The sequence below is a fragment of the Bradyrhizobium sp. USDA 372 genome, assembly GCF_053629095.1.
This window is the reverse complement of sequence record NZ_JBRJHR010000001.1, coordinates 847,154-866,299: the sequence shown is the minus strand read 5'-3', so window position 1 is coordinate 866,299 and position 19,146 is coordinate 847,154. Positions and strand designations below refer to the sequence as shown.

Below are 19,146 nucleotides of genomic sequence, written 5' to 3'. Positions count from 1 at the left end.
CCATTGAGGCGGTGCCCGTGTTGAGAGATCACCCACCCCGCTTCGCATTTCGCTTCGCTACATGCGAACCGACCCTCCCCCTCCAGGGGAGGGTAAGAAAGAACGAGAGAGAACAACCATGTGGCCTGACCGTCGACTGATCGACCTGTTCAAGACCGAATTTCCGATCGTGCTGGCGCCGATGGCGGGCGTGATGGATGCGGAGCTGGTGATTGCCGTGGCGCAGGGCGGTGGGCTCGGCTCGCTGCCAAGTGCGATGATCTCGCCGGAGAAGGCGCGCGAGCAGGTCGGTCTGATCCGCCAGCGCGTCAAGGCCCCGGTCAACATGAACTTCTTCTGCCATACGCCGGTCGAGCTGACGCGCGAAGCGGAGGCGCGGTGGAAGCAGCGGCTCGCGGGCTACTACGCCGAGCACGGTCTCGATCCCTCAGCGCCGATCGCGGCTGCGAACCGCGCGCCGTTCGATGCGGCGTTCTGCGAGGTGGTCGAGGAGCTGAAGCCGGAGATCGTCAGCTTCCATTTCGGCCTGCCGGAGCAAGCGATGCTGAAGCGCGTCAAGGCGGCGGGCTGCCTCGTCATCTCGTCCGCGACGACGGTGAAGGAGGCGGTCTGGCTGGAAGAACGCGGGGCCGATGCCGTGATCGCGCAAGGGGCCGAGGCGGGCGGCCATCGCGGCATGTTCCTGACCGACAAGGCCGCCGAGCAGCCCGGGACCTTCGCGCTGGTGCCGCAGGTCGTCGACGCCGTGAAGGTGCCGGTGATCGCGGCGGGCGGCATCGCGGACGGACGCGGCATTGCCGCAGCCTTCGCGCTCGGCGCCTCGGGCGTGCAGATCGGCAGCGCCTATCTGCGCTGCCCGGAATCCAAGCTCAGCGCGGGCGGCCGCAAGGCGCTCGCCGAGGCGCGGGACGATTCCACCGTCATCACCAATGTCATGACCGGCCGGCCTGCGCGGGGGGTCCAGAACCGGCTGATGCGCGAGGCTGGCCCGCTCTCGCCGGATGCGCCGCCGTTTCCCCACGCCGCGACCGCGCTGGGGCCGCTGAAGGCGGCTGCCGAAAAGCAGGGCAGGGTGGATTTCACCAATCTCTGGGCGGGACAGGCCGTTGCGCTGGGCCGCGAGGTCCCCGCCGCCGAATTGACCCGGGATCTCGCCAAATCGGCGCTCGGGCGCCTGAAGGCCCTCGCCGGATAGGGGGAAGCGCCGGTTGCGGCGCAAAAGCGGCCTCTGCTATACGGCACATAGGTTTTGCCGTGAGAGGCCTTATATAATGTCCGTCGACGCCGCTACCGTCCGCCGCATCGCGCATCTGGCGCGTATTGCGGTTTCCGAGGACGAAGTTCCGCATCTGCAGGGCGAGCTCAACGCCATGCTCGCCTTCGTCGAGCAGCTCTCGGAGGTCAATGTCGAGGGCGTGGACCCGATGACCTCGGTCGCCCCGATGCAGATGAAGAAGCGGCAGGACGTGGTCGATGACGGCGAGATCGCCGACGATATCGTTGCCAACGCGCCCGCGACTGAAGGTCACTTCTTCCTGGTGCCGAAGGTCGTTGAATAAACAGGTTAGGTCCGATGTGCCTGCTTTGCGACGATGAGAAGGCCTATCAGGCCTACATGAATTACCTCGACAAGATGGAGCGGCAGGGCAAGGCTGCCGATCCCAACGTCGCCGTCAATGCCGTGCTCGACGAGATCGAGGCGGCCGCGAAAGCCGCCGCCAAAAAAGACGACCCGGCCAACGACAAGACCCTGTCTCCGTTCTTCTGCAGCCCGATCAATAAATGACCGATTTGACATCGCTGACGCTCGCCGAGGCCCGGAAGGGTCTCGCCGACAAGACTTTCACGTCGCTCGAGCTGACCGACGCACATCTGAATGCGATCGAAGCCGCGCGCGTGCTCAACGCCTTCGTGATGGAGACGCCCGATCGCGCGCGCGACATGGCGAAGGCCGTGGACGCGAAGATCGCCAAGGGTGAAGGCGGCCCGCTCGCGGGCATCCCGCTGGGCATCAAGGACCTGTTCGCGACCAAGGGCGTGCGCACCACGGCCTGCTCGAAGATCCTCGGCAATTTCGTGCCGACGTACGAGTCCACAGTGACCTCGCAGCTCTGGCGCGACGGCGCGGTGATGCTCGGCAAGCTCAACAATGACGAGTTCGCGATGGGCTCGGCCAACGAGACCTCGTGCTTCGGTCCCGTCGGCAATCCCTGGCGGCGCGAGGGCAGCAACACGACGCTGGTGCCGGGCGGCTCGTCCGGCGGCTCGGCCTCGGCCGTGGCGGCGCTGCTGTGCATGGGTGCGACTGCGACCGACACCGGTGGCTCGATCCGCCAGCCGGCCGCGTTCACCGCGACCGTCGGCATCAAGCCGACCTATGGCCGCTGCTCGCGCTGGGGCATCGTCGCCTTTGCCTCCTCGCTCGACCAGGCAGGTCCGATCGCGCGCAGCGTACGCGACGCCGCGATGCTGCTGCGCTCGATGGCCGGACACGATCCCAAGGATACGACGTCGGTCGATATCCATGTGCCGGATTACGAGGCGGCGATCGGCAAGTCCGTGAAGGGCATGAAGATCGGCATTCCCAAGGAGTATCGTCTCGACGGCATGCCGGCCGAGATCGAGAAGCTCTGGAGCGAGGGCGCCAAGTGGCTCAGGAGCGCCGGCGCCGAGCTCGTCGAGGTGTCGCTGCCGCACACCAAGTACGCCCTACCGGCCTACTATATCGTGGCGCCGGCGGAGGCCTCGTCCAACCTCGCGCGCTACGACGGCGTGCGCTACGGCCTTCGCGAGCAGGGCAAGAACATCATCGAGCTCTACGAGAACACCCGCGCGGCCGGGTTTGGCGCAGAGGTGCGCCGCCGCGTCATGATCGGCACCTACGTGCTCTCGGCCGGCTATTACGACGCTTATTATTTGCGCGCGCAGAAGGTGCGCACGCTGATCAAGAAGGACTTCGAGGATTGCTTCGCGAGGGGCGTCGACGCGATCCTGACGCCTGCGACGCCGTCGGCGGCCTTCGGCATCGGCGAGAAGGGCGGCGCCGACCCGGTCGAGATGTATCTCAACGACATCTTCACGGTGACCGTGAACATGGCGGGCCTGCCCGGAATCGCGGTGCCAGCCGGCAAGGATGCACAGGGGCTGCCGCTCGGCCTGCAACTGATCGGCCGTCCGTTCGATGAGGAGACGCTGTTCTCGCTCGGCGAGGTGATCGAGCAGGCCGCCGGCCGCTTCACGCCCCCGAGGTGGTGGTGAATGTCGCCGATTTCATCGCGAGCCTCGGCGGCGCGGCGCCCGCGCCGGACTTGAACGCGCCGCTCGCCGGCCTCTGGTGGGCGGCGAAGGGCGACTGGGACCGCGCGCACACGATCGTTCAGGACGAGAGCAGCCGTGAGGCCGCCTGGGTGCATGCTTATTTGCACCGTGTCGAAGGCGATCTCGGCAATGCCGGCTATTGGTACCGCCAGGCCGGCCAGCCCGCGGCAAGGGATTCATTGGAAGCGGAGTGGGAGCGGATCGCTGTCACGCTGCTCGGGGCTTGACAGGGCCGGCCCGCTCACACGCACGTGTTGGGAACTGCGCCGGCACGCCAAATCGCGTCATTAACGTGGTCGGGTGCCGTCACGCGCAGGCGCGGTGGGACCTCGACCCGTTGGCCCGCGCGCGCCCGCTGAAGAATGCGCCGGCGTTCGATCTCGGCACCAACCAGCGGCTGGCCGGCAAGCCAGTCGAGATCGACGAGGGAGGGAGCAAAGCAGGAGGAGAACGATGCCATCTGCTCGAGCCGCTCGAGTGCTGCGACCACGAACCAGCCGACGGGATTGGTCCCGGGCTCGAGATGGTCGAATCTCGGGCTTGCGGGCCAGAATGGCTCCAGGATTCGGCCCTTGCCGCCCTTGAGTACATCCGCCACGTACCGCAGTGCGTTGACGGCGATGGCGCGGCTGCCGATATCCGAGGCAATGCGGGCGAGCGTTGAAAGGCGCGACAGCGAGGCCTGGTTCTGGCACAGCGCGCCGAGTGTATCGCAGGCGAATTTCAGCGCCGCATAACGCCTGGGCAAGGCGAGTTCCTCGGAGCGCCAGGTCGCATAGGCGGCGAGGGCGTCGCGGTAAACCGGGTCCTGCGCCGTGGCGCCGCCCGACATGGCCGCAAAAATGTGCGCGAAGGGTTGGGCTTCGAACTGGGTGAGTGCCCAGTCCCGCACCGTGTCGTCAGGCTCCCATGACGGGATGGTCTCGATCAAGAAGCCCTCTTCGGCGAGCGCTCTGGCGCGATCGCGCTTGGCTGCGAACAGGTTCAGCTCGTAGGGATCGAGCGGCTCGCCGAGCTTCACCGGCACCAGAACCGGCCCTCCGCCGATCAGCCGATAGATGTCGAAACCCATGCTAGCGAAAGCGGCCGGCAGACCGTCGTTCTGCTTGTCACCGGCTTTTATCTCGAACATGACCAGCGGGGAGCGTTCGGAGAGAAAGCCCTTCGCGCCGGCCAGGATTCGCTCCTCCTCGCCTTCCGCGTCCATCTTGACGAAGTCGATCGGGCCCCACTGCCTGGATCTCTGTTCGGCATCGAGCGAGGTGATCTGAATGCTTTCGGTGGGACCGCTGCCTTGCAGCGAGTTGAGCTCGCTGGAGGCGCCGAGCACCAGACGGCCCTCGCGCTCGCCATCCGACAGCGCCGCGGCGATGATATGCAGGTTGGCGACCTCGTTCTTCGCCTTGCCGAGCGCGAGTAGCCGTCGTGGCTCGCTGGCCGGTTCATAGGCGAACACCTGCCCATGAGGGGCGAGCCGCCGCGCCATTGGCAGGCTGTAGACGCCGAGATTGGCCCCGATGTCGAGCGCGGACATGCCCGGCTTCAGCCAGCTTGCGAGGAACGCCGTCTCCTTCTCGAACCACGTCTCCTGCTCGAGGATGACGTAGGTGGTGATGGCCTCGAGGGAGGCCGTCACGACGATCTGCGTCCCATCGACCATCCGAAGCGTGAGCTCACCCATCTTCCCTCTGGCATTTGATCCCTTGCGCCTTGTCATGACACGGTTCGGGTGCGATTTCACGCCCAATTCCGCCGGGGCTAGAGACGGTGGCGAGGTTGCATCGCCTCCAGCATCGGCTTAATTAGTCGATCGCAGCAGCTCCCTCGCACGATCGCAGCCTGATCGGGGCTTATCCTCCAACGCAGAACGACATCTTCTCCATGAACGCTGACGCGACACCTCACAAGCTTCTCAAGGGTTCAACCGGTGAGTGGGAGATGGTCATCGGCATGGAGATCCATGCCCAGGTGACCTCGAACGCCAAACTGTTCTCGGGCGCGTCCACCGCCTTCGGCGGCGAGCCGAACAGCCACGTCTCGCTGGTCGACGTCGCGATGCCGGGCATGCTGCCCGTGATCAACGAGGAATGCGTCAGGCAGGCTGTCCGGACCGGGCTCGGCCTCAACGCGCAGATCAACCTGCGCTCGGTGTTCGACCGCAAGAACTATTTCTATCCGGACCTGGCGCAGGGCTACCAGATCAGCCAGTACAAGTCGCCCGTCGTCGGCGAGGGCGAGGTGATCATCGATCTCGACGGCGGCAAGACCGCCGCCATCGGTATCGAGCGGCTGCATCTGGAGCAGGATCCCGGCAAGATGCTGCACGACCGGTCGCCGTCGCTCTCCTACATCGATTTCAATCGTTCTGGCGTGGCGCTGATGGAGATCGTCTCGAAGCCGGATATCCGCGACGCCGAGCAGGCCAAGGCCTATGTGACCAAGCTGCGCTCGATCATGCGCTATCTCGGCACCTGCGACGGCGACATGGAGAAGGGATCCTTGCGCGCCGACGTCAACGTCTCCGTGCGCAGGCCCGGCGCGCCGCTCGGCACCCGCTGCGAGATCAAGAACATGAACTCCATCGCCTTCATCGGCCAGGCGATCGAGTATGAAGCGCGGCGCCAGATCGAGATCCTCGAGGACGGGGGCGAGATCGAGCAGGAGACGCGCCGGTTCGATCCCAACAGGGGCGAGACGCGCTCGATGCGGTCGAAGGAAGAGGCGCACGACTATCGCTACTTCCCCGACCCCGACCTGTTGCCGCTGGAGTTCAGCCAGGAATTCGTCGACGAGCTGAAGGCGGAGCTGCCGGAGCTGCCGGACCAGAAGAAGGCGCGCTTCGTCGCCGATTTCGGCCTCTCGGCCTATGATGCGAGCGTGCTGGTCGCCGAGCGCGAGAGCGCGGTGTTCTACGAGACGGTGCTCGACAAGCTCGCCAGCCGTGCCCGCGACGGCAAGATGGCGGCGAACTGGGTGATCAACGAGCTGTTCGGCCGTCTCAACAAGGAAGGCCGGGATATTACGGCCTCGCCCGTCAATGCCGCGCAGCTGGCTGCGATCATCGACCTGATCGGCGACGGCACGATCTCGGGCAAGATCGCCAAGGATCTGTTCGAGATCGTCTGGCAGGAGGGCGGCGATCCCCGCGCGCTGGTCGAAAGCCGCGGCATGAAGCAGGTCACGGATCTTTCCGCGATCGAAAAGGTGGTCGACGACATCATCGCGGCCAATCCCGACAAGGCGGCGCAGGTGAAGGACAAGCCGCAATCGCTCGGCTGGTTCGTCGGCCAGGTGATGAAGGCGTCCGGCGGCAAGGCCAACCCGCAGAGCGTCAACGACCTGCTCAAGTCCAAGCTCGGCGTCTGAGCCTCACGTTCGAACGAGGTGACGGAGACGCGTCGTCACCTCGCTTTCGGTTCTCGCTGCGACGCTCGCGCGCATCCGCGAACGGCAAACTCCATCCCGATCGACGGCGATGCGGCGGCCGAATCGCCGCCGCGCGATTCGCCCGAAACGGCGGCTTGAACGCGCTCCGGCGAGCGCCCGCGCCGTTAAGCATGAAAATATTTTCGTTGCCAAAAATCGCGACTCAGAGTCCGCGAAACGCCTTCGCGAGGCGATCGCGCGATTGCCGATGCGCATCGTGGCGTTGATCGCGCGCGATGCACGCGTGCGAAAAAATACTTGCTGCATAGTGTTTTCGTGCAATCGCATCGTTCGCGAACGTCGATGATGCGAGCGCTCTGCATGATCGCAAGTGCACGTCGAACGAAGCGCCTGCGTCGCGCCCGCCAAGCGCACGCGCCTTGCTGCGTCAACACTTCTTTAAGCGAGAAGCTGTTTTTTTCTTCGTGTTGGTGTATTCGGGGTGAGTGCATTCGATCCCCGAGTGCACGCAGCGATTAAAGCCATCTCACACATCGGAGGGCAACATGGCCAAGAAAGCGAAGAAGGCGAAGAAGGCGAAGAGCGCAGTGAAGAAGACTGCGAAGAAGACCCGCAAGGTCGCGAAGAAGAAGAAGTAACTTCGCTTCTGAAGTTGCCGGCTCCAGATAGCCGGCACGTCATCAGCGCCTCCTAGAGGTTCTGGTCGACGATAGAGGGTGTCGGCGAGACATCAGGTCAACGGTCGGACCGTTCTCTTTCGCGGTTCGGCAGAAGAAACGAGTTTTCTTCGTTCGGTGCGGTTCTCCTCAAACGGGCTCCGCAATTTCACGACAGGCCTTCGGGCCAAAGTGGAATCTGGTCCTGACGTGTTCGCCGACGCCCTCGTTCCCTTGAAGCCGGGGCATTGCCGGCATTCCTTTTCCCCCGACATTGCTGATCTGAAACGCGCGACGTCATCGCGCCCTTGCTCGAACTGCCTTGGGGCACGCCCGGGCTGCGGCCTGATGCACGCTGTTCGCACGCCGCTTCTCCGTTCGCGGTGTCATCGCCCGGCTTGCCGCCTTTGCTGAAGCTTCGGCGCGCCGAGCACCCGTGTAACCCTCGGCGTAGCCTTGGCGGAGCCGGGACCGGGCGATCCAGTACTCCGAGACGGCAGCGATGGAATCGATAAGCTGCGGCGTACTGGATTCCCCGCCTGCGCGGGGAATGACGGCACGGGGTGCGGCCACGACAGTGATCCGCCCTTCACATTCTAACCACACGGCCACGAGCCACCGCGCGTGATGGTTATCGTTCTCCCAAAATCCCGGGGTAAACAGAGTCTGACGAATCGTAGAAGTGCCTGCAAATCAGGGGCTTCTTGAATCCTCCGCGCACGCGCCGCGCGCCCCCGTTTACGTCTGCTTCATCGCGATACTTAAACTGCCATTCAAATTTGCCCGCCATCATCGCCTCCAACAAGCCGGCAAACGGCGATGGGGAAGAGTTGAACAGTGCACGATCCCGGGAAGGGTCATGCACATCAGAATTGGACGGGAGCCGCGCTCGGGGGACGAGGCGGCATAAGAACAAAGGGGATGCGTGATGTTTCAGGGTACATTCGATCTGGAGACGGCAACGCCGGTCGATGCGAGCGCGCTGTCGGACGTGCTGTTCGAGCGCGGGATCTATTGGGCGAGCGGCCGCTCCGGGATCGTCGATCTCGTCGCCGCGCACAAATGGTTCAATCTCGCGGCGCTGAAGGGCCGCAAGGACGCCGTGGCGCTGCGCCAGGAAGTCGCCGGGCAGATGTCGGACGCCGAGATCTCGGTCGCGCAGCGCGAGGCGAGGGCCTGGGTCTGTGCGCACTGAGCGGTTCACTTCGCTTGGGAACCGACCTCGACCGGCCGGCACCATCGCGCCGAGGCGGGCCTCATGGTAAGGTTTGCACGGCAAACGAGGCCGGCGCTTCGCCGGCGCAATGCCTGCGCCAGATTTCGCTCAATGCCTCTTCGATATGTCGCGTCATGCGGACAGTATCGAAAAGCGGCCAAGTGGTCCGGCGCGTCGCCAGCTTGCTCCTGAGCGCGACCCGAAGCTCGGGATCGTGGGCGATCCGCAGTGCCAAGGCCTCGTATTCGTCGAGCGATCGCGTCACCAGCTCGGGAAGGCCGACGGCGTTCAGGAGACTGGCTGCAACGCGTCCGGCAAAGGTGGTGCCAAGGCACGTCAGAACCGGCAAGCCAGCCCAGAGGGCGTCGCTGGCCCCGGTGTGGGCGTTGTAAGGCAATGTGTCCAGGAACAGATCGGCGACCTGGTGGCGCGCCAGATGCTCGTCAGCAGGGACGCGCGGAGCGAACACGATTCTCTCGGCGGCAATCCCCCGCGCAACGGCTTCACGCTTCAGATTCTCCGTGGCGACCGGGTCTCCATCCAGCAGCCAAAGGACGCTTCCGGGGGTCCTGTCGAGCAGCCGCATCCAGACGCCGAACAGCGGGGGGTTGATCTTGGGGTTTCTGTTGAACGCGCAGTAGACCAACGCATCGTCCGCCAATCCGAGCTCGGTGCGGCTTGGTGGATTTGACGGGAGCGCTCGCTTCGCGTCGGTCGCCTGGTAGCTATTCGGAAGATAGATCACCTTCTCGGCGTAATAAAGCTGCTCCGTTTCGGGGATGACGATCCGGTCGGCCATGAGGTAGTCGACATAGGGGGCACCCATCGTGCCGGGAAAGCCGAGATAGCTGACCTGGATAGGAGCCGGCCGGCGCGCAATGATGTTCGGACGCGCACCGGCGGTGAAGCCGCCGAGATCGACGAGAACCTCGATCTCGAGCTGGCGGATCAGCTTGACGACGTCCTCGTCGGCGAGATGGCTGACATCTTCAAAGCGTTCGAATGCGGCCTTCAGGCGGTTGCGCATCTGGCTATCGTCGTCGGGCCCGTAGGAGATGGCGGTGATGTCGAAGCGCTCACGGTCGTGCGCCTCGAAGACTCCGGCCATCAAATACGCGGTGGCATGATTGCGAAAATCGGCCGACATGTATGCGACCCGGAGCCGGGACGCCGGGCTCGGCGTTCCTGGCCTGGCGGCGCGTCCGTCGGGGGCCACCTTGGCGACATAGGTCTTTGCACAGGTCAATTGGCGTGCAGGCGATGAGGAGACATGAAAGAAGGTGAAGGGGTCGATCGGCACGTCCGCCTCGACAGCCTCGTCCATGGCGGCCTGTTCACGTTCGAAACTGCTCCAGTCGGCGCGCTTGCGCCTGCAGGCAACGAGGTTGCTCAGCGCAAACGGGAACGCCTTATCAAGTGCGACCGTTCGTTCCAGCGCCGCGATCGCTTCGTCGTCGCGCCCCAGCTGGCCAAGAACCTCAGACAACGCGAAATGGTTCTGGGGGTCGGCCGGTGCAAGCTCGATGGCGCGGCCGAAGCTGTCACGCGCTTCCTCGAGTCGACCAAGCTGCTGCAACGCGCTGCCTCGGTTGGCGAACGCGGCGCTCGATGGTGCGATCACTATGGCGCGATCAAACTCGGCTATGGCGTCGCGAAGCTGCTGCCGTGCAATGAGAATCGCTCCGCGATTGAGATGCGCGTCCGCGAAGTTCGGGGACAGGGCGATCACTTTCGCAAGCCAGGCGAGCGCATCATCCGGCTTGTTCAGCGCACGCAGCACGTTGGCATAGTTGAAAAGAACGTCGGGATTGCCGGGGTCGACGCGTGCAGCCTTCTTCAGCAAAGGCTCGGCGTCCGCAAATTGGCCGCGCTGGGCGTGCAACAGCCCCAGCATGTGGAGCGCGACGGCATGCGTTCTGCTCGCCTTCAGGATGGCCGTGTAGGCCCGTTCCGCATCCGGCAGATTGCCCGAGCGGTGCGCTGCAATTGCCTGGTCCAGAATAGTGGACGGATGGAGTGAGGAGGGGGCCGAAGCTCCCTTGTTGCGGCCTTGTTGTGGCATGTGATTGGGTATCTCGACCCCGACGTCGGGTCCGTGCTCTGGCGAAGAGGTGCAAAAAACACTAATCGCCTTTGTCGGAGAGAACAACGGCTCGCTGTTTCAGGGCAGATAACGATCAGCTTGTTGCCAGATTGGCGTGCGAAGATGCAGGCCAGCTGGTGGAAATACAGCGGGCGGGACGATGGCGTGACGCGCCTCGGACGTCGCATTCCCGATCCGTCCCTTATATCTGTCGCTCTCAAAGCGTTTCATGTGCAAAGAAACTCGCTCGCCCCAATTCTGCCGCTTGCGGCCCGCCTCCGTGTCGGGCATACCCGGCGTATTGGAGACGTGGCCGAGTGGCTGAAGGCGGCGGTTTGCTAAACCGTTATAGGCTTGTAAAGGCCTATCGAGGGTTCGAATCCCTCCGTCTCCGCCACGTATATCCCATTGAAATAGCAGGTATTTTCCAGTGTGAGGCGCTCGCTTCGGGGTCGGAGGGTCGCCGAAAGCAGGCCGATCATCGCGCCGCTACACAATGGTCCATGGCAACCGGTCTCGCAGCCTGGCGAATCGACACAAGGAAGCCTCCTCACAAGCTCGAATCCGCTGTTCTCGATTGTGGCAAACCCCGGAAGAGGGGCCTATCCGAGTCCTCCCGCTGAAATCATGCTGCCGAGCATATGTTCAACCCGGCCGGCGTGGAGTACGTCACACCGTCCTTCCGCAGGATTGGCAATGTGCACGGTTCGATGCTGAACGCGGCGCCGGTCCATCGGTGTGAGGGGCGTCGCGAAAGGGTCTATTCCGTCGATGAGGAACATCGCAGCAATCTTCAATGAGGCTCTCGCGGCCCTGAATGGGCGCGATCTCAGGAAGGCCGAAGAGGGCTTCAGACGCGTCATCAAGTTTGAGCCGTCGCATGTTCCGGCGCTCAACCTGCTGACCATCGTTCTCATGAACACAAACCGGTTTGCCGAGGCCGAGCCGTTCATCGCGCGCGCCGTCAAGCTCAATCAAGGATCAGATGTCTCCTTCTATAATTACGGGCTGATCGCCAAGCAGCTCGGCAAGCCAGCGCTGGCGCACGAGCAATTCACCAGAGCCCTGCGCCTCAATCCCAATGTGAGAGAGAGCTGGAATAACCGCGGCGCGGTTTGCAACGTGCTCGAGCAATACGAGGCGGCGATATCCGACTTCGACAGAGCGATTGCCCTGGACCCGAACTACGCCGACGCCCATGCGAACAAGGGCAAGTCGCTGCTCGAGATCGGACGGCACGCCGAGGCGTTGACCTCCTACGACCGGGCGCTGTCGGTCAGGCCCGACCTGGCGGAAGCCTGGCTCGGCCGCGGCACGGCACTGGCTCGATCCAGCCGCCGCGATGAGGCTCTTGATGCCTATGACAAGGCGCTCTCCATCAGGGCAGATCTGGCGGAGGCCTGGATAGGCCGGGGCAATGTCCTGTACGGACTGAGGCGTCACGCGGATGCCTTCGCATCCTACGACCGCGCGCTCGATATCGCGCCGCAAGCCGCGGCCGCCTGGCTTGGCAGGGGCAATGCGTACGCTGATCTCAAGCGTTATGACGAAGCGCTTGCAGCCTACGACAAGGCACTCACGATCAGGCCGGATTCGATTGAAGCCATGATTGGTCGCGGCAACGTCTTCGCCGGCCTCAAAGGCCGCGATGACGCTCTGGCGCTTTATGACGCGGCGCTTTCGATCAAGCCCAATTCGGCCGAAGCCTGGCTCGGCCGCGGCAGTGTCTTTCTGGATCTGCGGCGTCGCGACGAGGCGCTCGCCGCCTTCGACAAGGCGCTCTCCATTGCGCCGGACCTGGCCGAAGCTTGGCTCGGTCGGGGGAACGTGTTCGGAGACGTCAAGCGCCACGCGGAAGCGCTCGAGGCCTACGACACGGCGCTATCCATCAGGTCCGACCTGGCGGAGGCCTGGTTCGGGCGAGGGAATATCTTCGCCGACCTTCGGCGCCATGACGAGGCGTTCGCGGCGTTCGACAGAGCGCTCACGCTCGATCGCGACCTGCCCGGAGTAGAGGGCGCGAGGCTCTATTCCAAGCTGAATTGCTGCGACTGGACAGAACTAGAGGCTGAGACAAGGCGCCTTATCGAATCCATTCGTGCGGGCAAGGGGGGCTGCCAGCCGTTCGCGCTGCTGTCGATTGCGGCATTGGCCGAGGACCAGCGACGAAGCGCCGATTTCTGGATCGAAAGGCTGCTTAACCTTGCCGGGCGCAAGGCCATCGACGGCGTCCCGGCGCAGGCTGACAAGATCCGCGTCGGTTACTTGTCGGCGGATTTTCGGACCCACCCGGTGAGCTATCTGGCCGCAGGTCTTTTCGAGGCCCACGATCGCACCAGGTTTGAAACGCACGCTTTCTCGATCGGCCCGGCCGAGGACAGCGATCTGCGCGCAAGATTGGCGCGAAGTTTCGATCAATTCGTCGATCTCCACGGGCGGAGCGATGATGACATCGTCGGCTGCATCAAGGCGGCCAATATCGACATCCTCGTGGATCTGATGGGGCATACGCTCGGGGCGCGGCTCGGTGTTCTCGCGCAGCGGCCCGCCCCCGTTCTTGCGGGCTATCTCGGCTTCGCCGGCACCGTCGGCGGGGCGTTACTGGACTATGTGATCGCCGACGAGAGCAGCATCCCTGCCGAGCATCGCAAGCACTTTTCGGAGAAGGTCGTCTGGCTGCCGCACTGCTTCATGCCCCACGATGCCAAGGGGCGTGAAATCTCGCGTGTCGGGCTCGACAGGCGAGAGCAGGGATTGCCGGCCGAGGGCTTCGTCTTCTGCGGCTTCAACAATGCCTACAAACTGAATCCGCCGACGTTTCAGAGCTGGATGCGAATCCTGAAGGAGGTGGATGGCTCCGTGGTCTGGCTTTCCGATCTCCAGGATGTCGCAAAATCCAACTTGCGAAGAGAGGCCGAGGCGAGCGGCGTCGATCCCCAGCGCCTGGTCTTTGCAACGCGCGTCGCCTCCACTGCGGACCATCTGGCAAGACACCGCCTGGCGGATCTGTTTTTGGACACGGTGCCCTATAACGCCCATACCACCGCAAGCGACGCGCTCTGGGCCGGACTGCCGCTGCTGACGCTGGCCGGAGACGCCTTCGCGGGACGGGTCGCGGCCAGCTTGCTGCATGCCCTCGATCTTCCCGAGCTGATCACGCATTCTCGTGATGAATATGAGGGGCGCGCGATCGAATTGGCTCGCGATCATGAGCGGCTCCGCGGCATTCGAGAAACTCTGGAAGAGCGTCGTCTCACGTCGCCGCTCTTCAATACGCCTTTGCTTACCCGAAGCCTCGAAGAAGCTTTCGAAGCCATGGTCCGGCGGTACCGCGCCGGATTGGCGCCGGGTCACATAGAAGTTCCCGCGGCAGGTTCCGTGCTCTTTATCAGCGAATAAGTCAGCGGCCGGACTGACCAGCCGATTGTCCCCAACCCACCGAGCGCGGACCAGATTCGAAAGATTCGCGCGGCCGGTTCGGAGCGAGTCGACGTTGTAGGGACGCCGAGGGGCTGCGTTGTTCGAACCGGGGATTTTTCAAGGCAAACGGAACCCCAAAAAATTCCTCTGAGTTTTCAAGTGCTTGCTCGGGCGCTTTGATCACAACTGCGTGTTATTTGTGCAACACCCATCGGAAAACAAGCGTTTGAGGCCCGGTCCGAAGCGTTCTTTTGTTGTGTGTGCAAGGACCTTCAGTAATTGTGACTGAGCGACGGAGGGGGGCATCCCGAGGTCGTCCCGTTCTAGGTGGTTCGCTTAAGTCCCTCGCGTTTCAGCGGGTGTGTCCGAAAACGCGAAGCGGCTAAGCGGTGGTTACAAGGGACAAGGGAACCAACCTTAGGGTGTCGTCACCCAGCGGATCCGGAACCTTCCCTATAGAGCAAACTTGGAGGTTTAACATGAAGTTTAAGAGCCTTTTGCTCGGTTCGGCGGCGGGTCTGCTCGCCGTTGGCGGAGCTCAGGCAGCCGATCTTCCCGTGAAGGCCAAGGCGGTCGAATACGTGAAGATCTGCTCCCTGTACGGTGCCGGATTCTACTATATTCCGGGTACCGACACCTGCATCAAGCTCGGCGGCTATGTGCGCGCCGACGTGCTGGCCAACACCAACAGCGACTACGGCATCGGTCAGGGTGCTCCCGGCGGCGCTAACAACCGTCTGGACAACTACTATCAGACCCGCGCTCGTTTCGACTTCAACGTCGATACCCGCACGGCGACCGAGTATGGCGTGGTCCGCACCTACGCCGATACGATTTTCTCCTGGGATACGACCGCGGTCACCGGCAGCAACCCGTCGACGTTCTCGACCGGTTCGGCTTCGCTCGGCCTCTACCATGCGTTCATTCAGTTCGCTGGTTTCACCTTCGGCCGCACGGTCTCGATCTTCGACACACCGTGGCAGAGCTATCCGGCTGGCGGTCCCGACTTCCTTCCGGGCGGCTCCAACAACGTCACCGGTGTGAACCAGATCGCTTATACGGCTGATTTCGGCCAGGGCATCACCGCTTCGGTGGCGTTGCAGGACCTGACGACCGCCGCTGGTGGCCAGACCAACCTCTATAACGCCAGCATCACTGCTGGTGGTCTCAGTGGCTTCACTTCGGCTTCGGCCGCCGGCGCTGCCTTCATCCAGGGCATCTACGGCACCAACGATTGGGGTGGCACGCGTATGCCCGACATCGTCGGTGCGGTTCGTGTCGACCAGGCTTGGGGTCTTGCCCAGTTCTCGGTAGCGGCGCACGAACTCCACACGGCCTACTACGGCACGACGGAACCCACTGGCCATCCCGACGACAAGTGGGGCTGGGCCGTGCAGGGCGCCTTGTCGATCAAGAACATCCCGACCGGTGCGGGTGACTCGATCAACTTGCAGGCGGTCTACACCGATGGTGCATCGCGCTACAACTTCCAGAGCCTGTTCCCGCAGAACATCTACATCTACGGCGGCAGTGGCATCGGTGCCTACCAGAGCCTCGGCTTTGCTGGTATTGCTGATGGCGTGTTCGGCACCGGTACCGGGATCGACACGGTCAAGACCTGGGGCTTCCGCGGTGGTTACACCCACAACTGGTCGCCGAACTGGGTGTCGGCCATCTACGGTGCCTATGCATCGCTTCGCTATGGCAACACGGGCAAGGCTCTGATCTGCGCGAACTTCGTCGCAGCCTACGGTGCCGCCACTGCCACGTGTAACCCCGACTTCAACCTCGCGGTTATCGGCGGTAACGTGGTCTGGACCCCGGTCAAGAACCTCGCCTTCACCGCGGACCTGAGCTATGTCTGGCTCGACCAGAAGTACTCGGGCACGATCGCGGGCGCTGCCACGGCGAACGCCGCGGTTGCGAAGCCGGCAGCCACCTACGAGCTGAAGGATCAGGGCAACCTGCAGCTTCTGCTTCGCGCTCAGCGCACCTTCTAAGATCGATCTTCGAATTGATCAGCGAACCCCGGCAGGAAACTGCCGGGGTTTTTCTTTGCGTGGATTCTAGAGTGATCTAGAAGCTGCGGTGGGGTGCATCTATTGGAGCTTCAGCGCGTGAAGGTTTTGACCGGACGGATGTTGGCCATGACAGCGGCATCGATGATTGCGACGGTCATCGCACTTGTTGCGCCTGCAGCTGCCGAACCCCTCGATCCCCGTTACCCGGTCTGCCTCCAGAAATGGGAGTGGGGTGGCAGCAGCAGGACTTACTGTAGCTTCCTGTCTTGGGAGGACTGCAGGGCCGCGGCTATGGGACTATCTGCGATGTGCCTGGCTAATCCATATTGGTCGCAGCCGGGCCAATCCGGTCCCTCCGGCGCCCCGCCCCGATGACCAGGACGTGGTGAATTGCCCGCGTGTGCCCGGGGCCGGCTTCGGATCTTCCGGCAGCAGAGATAACCGCACGAGAACGGGCTAGACTACCATCTCGGACCGTTCCACTCCTGGAAGGTGTAGGTTGGGTTCAAGCCGCAGGAAGCGCGGCTATTCCACGCTTCCGGCGCCGCGGCGCAGATCGGCCTCGATCTGCAGGCGGGTGCCGCCGCCGAAGCGGGCGCGGTAGACCTGAAGGTTCTCCATGATTCGCTGCACGTAGTTGCGCGTCTCGGAGAACGGAATCAGCTCGACCCAGTCGACGGCGTCGACCTTGGGGTCGCGCGGATCGCCGTAACGCTCGACCCACTTCTTCACGCTGCCGCGGCCGGCATTGTAAGCGGCGAAGGTCATGATGTAGGAGCCGCGATAATCCTCGAGCAGTCCGCCCAGCTCCGCCGAGCCGAGCGTGGCGTTGTAGACCGAATCGTTCTTCAGCCGTCCCAGGTCATAGGTTGCGCCATGGCGCTTGCAGACGTAGCGGGCGGCGTCGGGCGTCACCTGCATCAGCCCGTAGGCCTGCGCCGGCGACACCACCGACGGGTTGAATGCGCTTTCCTGCCGCGCGATCGCATAGACGATGCTGCGCTCGACCTCGGGGCCGATCGGCGTGAACTGAGGAATGCCGTTGACGGGGTAGGCATAGAAATCGAACGGCAGGCCGCGGTTGAGTGCGGCCTTGCCGAGCAGCAGCATGCCGCGCGCATCGCTATAGCGCTGCGTCAGCTCGCCGAGGCCGGCAAGCGCCTCGGGATCGCCGTTCTCGCCCATATCGGCGAGCAGCGGAATCGCCATCTCGCGCTCGTCGAGCTCGTAGAGCAGCTGCGCCGCGCGCACGATCTCGAGCCGCTCGGCGCCGCGCCCGCGCGGCTGGTTGTTGAGCTCGATCTGCGGCAGGCCGAGCTTTGCGCGCGCGAGCTGGCCGTAATAGCTGGTCGATTGCTCGGCCGCCCGCGCATAGGCGTTGCGCGCCTCCTGCTGGCGGCCCATCGCCTCGGCAGCGCGGCCCTGCCAATAGCCGGCACGCGCCAGCGTGGTCGGATTGACGCTGCCGACGCCGATGCGGGCGAAGTGCTGGGCGGCGGTCGTGGGGTCGTTGAGGAAGCGCAGCGCGATCCACCCCGCGGTGAATTCCTGCTCGGTCTTGTAGATGTCGCGCGAGGGCAGGGCGGCGTCGCGCGCGATCAGATAGGCGCTGCGGAATTCCTCGGTGTCGATCATCTTGCGCGCCAAGAGGCGCCGCTCGATCCACCATTCGTCGAGATTGTGGAGGCGACCCGGATCCTTCGGCGCGGACAGCATCAGCTGGGCGGCTTCAGTGAACTTCTCCTCGCGACGCAGGAGCTGGATCTTGCTGAAGACGAAGCCGGGATCGCTGTGCAGCTCGCGCGGCACCGCATCGAGCAGTGCCCGCGCGTTCGGCGCCTTCTTGACCGCGGCGATGCGGGCCTTGGCGAGCGCGACATAGCCGGCGCCGAGGCGCTTGGCGGCGCGCAGCGCCGCCTCGTTCTCGCTGCCGTAGAGCAGGTTGTCCATCCGCGCCTTCTGGTCGCCCGGCGTGAGCAGGGCGCCGAACTGGTCCAGCGCGTTGTTCTCGGTATCCTCCGACATCGGGTCGCCGCGCCAGGCCTCGCGCACCAGCCGCTCGGCATTGGCGCGGTCGCCGCGGGCGAGCATCGCCTTGGCGAGCGTGAAGCGGCCCTTCGCGGAAATCGGCGACTCGTTCTCGAACCACGACCACGCGACCGTCTCGTCGCGCCTGTCGTCCCACATCGCGGCCTCGAGGCGCCGGCGCAGGAAGGTCTGCGACGGCCAGCTCGGATTGGCGGAGAGGAAGGCGCGATAGCGTTCCACGGTCGCGCCATTGTCGTCGCTGCGCAGGATGATCCATTCGGCGAGCTTTCGCGCGACCGGATCGGAGATACCGGCCGCGGCATTGGTGGCGTCGCCGGCCTTGCGCTTGCGCACGAGCTCGATGACGCTCTCCAGCGTGTCCTTGTCGGCCTGCGACGTCGACGATGTCGCCGCGACGGCAGCCGGGATGACCGGCTTGCGCGGCGTTGCATGCTGGCGGGTTGCAGGCGCCAGCATGGGAGCTGCGGCCGGCCTCGCGGGGGCTGGCGCAGCCGGTTTGATCGTGGCCGTCGCGGCCGGGGCGGGGGCTGCCTTGGGCGGCGCGCCGCTCACAGTCGGCGCCGCCTTTGGCGCGGCTGCAGGGGTTGCGGCTGCAGGCTTGGGTTTGTCGTTGGGCTTGTCCTTCGCCGGTTCCTTGCTGGCGTTCTTGCCGGCGTCGGGCTTCTTCGCGGCGTCCTTGGCGGGGGTGCCAGGCGCACCCTTGCTCGCGGCTTTCGCGGCGTCCTTGCCGGTTCCCTTGGCTGTGTCCTTCGCTGTTTCCTTGGTCGATCCCTGGGTCGATCCCTTGGTCGCGCCCTTCGCCGCGTCCTTGGCGGCCGGCTTGGCGGGATCCTTGGTTTCCGCGGCCGTCTCGTTGGACTTGGCGAGGGCGGCGCAGCCCATCGACAGCCCTGCCATCAGGCACACGGCCATACCCAGGGATCGCCATGCGGCAGAAGCAAAGGAGGTCACGGCGTTTCGTCGCCCCGAATCAGTGAAGTGGCTCAAGACCTAGCT

General features: G+C 64.1%; 13 protein-coding genes and 1 tRNA gene. 11 read left to right on the top strand and 3 right to left on the bottom strand.

Annotated features, from left to right (window positions below):
• Window positions 1-118: 118 nt before the first annotated feature.
• The 5 genes from AB7M16_RS04155 (at window position 119) to AB7M16_RS04135 (ending at window position 3,545) form a co-directional block, all read left to right on the top strand.
• Entirely contained in the window at window positions 119-1,195 is a 1,077-nt protein-coding gene (locus AB7M16_RS04155; RefSeq protein WP_453943210.1) for an NAD(P)H-dependent flavin oxidoreductase, read from the top strand.
• Between the two features lie 76 nt (window positions 1,196-1,271).
• On the top strand, window positions 1,272-1,559 hold the full coding sequence (gene gatC, locus AB7M16_RS04150; protein ID WP_453943209.1) for an Asp-tRNA(Asn)/Glu-tRNA(Gln) amidotransferase subunit GatC: 288 nt from the start codon (window positions 1,272-1,274) through the stop codon (window positions 1,557-1,559).
• A 14-nt stretch (window positions 1,560-1,573) separates the two neighbouring features.
• Complete coding sequence (locus AB7M16_RS04145; RefSeq protein ID WP_027547180.1) at window positions 1,574-1,786, top strand: hypothetical protein; 213 nt, start codon at window positions 1,574-1,576, stop codon at window positions 1,784-1,786.
• Window positions 1,783-3,258, top strand: coding sequence for an Asp-tRNA(Asn)/Glu-tRNA(Gln) amidotransferase subunit GatA (gatA, locus tag AB7M16_RS04140; RefSeq protein ID WP_453943208.1), 1,476 nt, complete (start codon window positions 1,783-1,785; stop codon window positions 3,256-3,258). Before AB7M16_RS04145 ends, gatA begins: the two co-directional genes overlap by 4 nt.
• Window positions 3,249-3,545 (top strand): hypothetical protein, encoded by a 297-nt coding sequence (locus AB7M16_RS04135; RefSeq protein ID WP_453943207.1) that lies wholly within the window; start codon window positions 3,249-3,251, stop codon window positions 3,543-3,545. The genes gatA and AB7M16_RS04135 overlap by 10 nt, the downstream gene beginning before the upstream one ends.
• Window positions 3,546-3,559: 14 nt before the next feature.
• Here the strand turns inward: AB7M16_RS04135 and AB7M16_RS04130 are convergent, their stop codons facing one another.
• A complete protein-coding gene (locus tag AB7M16_RS04130; RefSeq protein WP_453943206.1) occupies window positions 3,560-4,999 on the bottom strand; it encodes an FkbM family methyltransferase in 1,440 nt (479 codons plus the stop codon).
• 200 nt (window positions 5,000-5,199) lie between these two features.
• Here AB7M16_RS04130 and gatB point away from each other — a divergent pair, with 200 nt between their 5' ends.
• Both gatB and AB7M16_RS04120 read left to right on the top strand, forming a co-directional pair.
• Window positions 5,200-6,684 (top strand): Asp-tRNA(Asn)/Glu-tRNA(Gln) amidotransferase subunit GatB, encoded by a 1,485-nt coding sequence (gene gatB, locus AB7M16_RS04125; RefSeq protein ID WP_453943205.1) that lies wholly within the window; start codon window positions 5,200-5,202, stop codon window positions 6,682-6,684.
• A gap of 1,605 nt (window positions 6,685-8,289) precedes the next feature.
• The gene (locus tag AB7M16_RS04120; protein WP_122402900.1) at window positions 8,290-8,556 is read left to right on the top strand and encodes a hypothetical protein; all 267 of its coding nucleotides are present in this window, start codon (window positions 8,290-8,292) and stop codon (window positions 8,554-8,556) included.
• A gap of 61 nt (window positions 8,557-8,617) precedes the next feature.
• Here the strand turns inward: AB7M16_RS04120 and AB7M16_RS04115 are convergent, their stop codons facing one another.
• Window positions 8,618-10,639: an O-linked N-acetylglucosamine transferase, SPINDLY family protein gene (locus tag AB7M16_RS04115; protein ID WP_453943204.1), complete on the bottom strand. Its 2,022-nt coding sequence runs from the start codon at window positions 10,637-10,639 to the stop codon at window positions 8,618-8,620.
• Window positions 10,640-10,963: 324 nt separating this feature from the next.
• Here AB7M16_RS04115 and AB7M16_RS04110 point away from each other — a divergent pair.
• The 4 genes from AB7M16_RS04110 to AB7M16_RS04095 all read left to right on the top strand — a co-directional run bounded on the left by AB7M16_RS04110 (window position 10,964) and on the right by AB7M16_RS04095 (window position 16,476).
• Window positions 10,964-11,057, top strand: a tRNA-Ser gene (locus tag AB7M16_RS04110).
• Window positions 11,058-11,431: 374 nt separating this feature from the next.
• On the top strand, window positions 11,432-14,059 hold the full coding sequence (locus tag AB7M16_RS04105; protein WP_453943203.1) for an O-linked N-acetylglucosamine transferase family protein: 2,628 nt from the start codon (window positions 11,432-11,434) through the stop codon (window positions 14,057-14,059).
• Window positions 14,060-14,559: 500 nt separating this feature from the next.
• A complete protein-coding gene (locus tag AB7M16_RS04100; RefSeq protein ID WP_172783418.1) occupies window positions 14,560-16,080 on the top strand; it encodes a porin in 1,521 nt (506 codons plus the stop codon).
• 138 nt (window positions 16,081-16,218) lie between these two features.
• Complete coding sequence (locus AB7M16_RS04095) at window positions 16,219-16,476, top strand: DUF3551 domain-containing protein (RefSeq protein WP_311739355.1); 258 nt, start codon at window positions 16,219-16,221, stop codon at window positions 16,474-16,476.
• 150 nt (window positions 16,477-16,626) lie between these two features.
• Here the strand turns inward: AB7M16_RS04095 and AB7M16_RS04090 are convergent, their stop codons facing one another.
• Window positions 16,627-19,047 carry a lytic transglycosylase domain-containing protein gene (locus AB7M16_RS04090; protein ID WP_453947124.1) on the bottom strand — a complete coding sequence of 807 codons (2,421 nt, stop codon included), beginning with the start codon at window positions 19,045-19,047 and terminating at the stop codon, window positions 16,627-16,629.
• Window positions 19,048-19,146: the final 99 nt, after the last annotated feature.

Excerpts from the sequence above, each read along its gene's own strand:
- AB7M16_RS04100 (WP_172783418.1), top strand. The coding sequence starts at position 14,560 with ATGAAGTTTAAGAGCCTTTTGCTCGGTTCGGCGGCGGGTCTGCTCGCC.
- AB7M16_RS04090 (WP_453947124.1), bottom strand. The coding sequence starts at position 19,047 with ATGGCAGGGCTGTCGATGGGCTGCGCCGCCCTCGCCAAGTCCAACGAG.
- AB7M16_RS04130 (WP_453943206.1), bottom strand. The coding sequence starts at position 4,999 with ATGGGTGAGCTCACGCTTCGGATGGTCGATGGGACGCAGATCGTCGTG.
- AB7M16_RS04145 (WP_027547180.1), top strand. The coding sequence starts at position 1,574 with ATGTGCCTGCTTTGCGACGATGAGAAGGCCTATCAGGCCTACATGAAT.
- AB7M16_RS04095 (WP_311739355.1), top strand. The coding sequence starts at position 16,219 with ATGTTGGCCATGACAGCGGCATCGATGATTGCGACGGTCATCGCACTT.
- AB7M16_RS04155 (WP_453943210.1), top strand. The coding sequence starts at position 119 with ATGTGGCCTGACCGTCGACTGATCGACCTGTTCAAGACCGAATTTCCG.
- AB7M16_RS04115 (WP_453943204.1), bottom strand. The coding sequence starts at position 10,639 with ATGCCACAACAAGGCCGCAACAAGGGAGCTTCGGCCCCCTCCTCACTC.
- AB7M16_RS04105 (WP_453943203.1), top strand. The coding sequence starts at position 11,432 with ATGAGGAACATCGCAGCAATCTTCAATGAGGCTCTCGCGGCCCTGAAT.
- AB7M16_RS04120 (WP_122402900.1), top strand. The coding sequence starts at position 8,290 with ATGTTTCAGGGTACATTCGATCTGGAGACGGCAACGCCGGTCGATGCG.
- gatA (WP_453943208.1), top strand. The coding sequence starts at position 1,783 with ATGACCGATTTGACATCGCTGACGCTCGCCGAGGCCCGGAAGGGTCTC.
- gatB (WP_453943205.1), top strand. The coding sequence starts at position 5,200 with ATGAACGCTGACGCGACACCTCACAAGCTTCTCAAGGGTTCAACCGGT.
- gatC (WP_453943209.1), top strand. The coding sequence starts at position 1,272 with ATGTCCGTCGACGCCGCTACCGTCCGCCGCATCGCGCATCTGGCGCGT.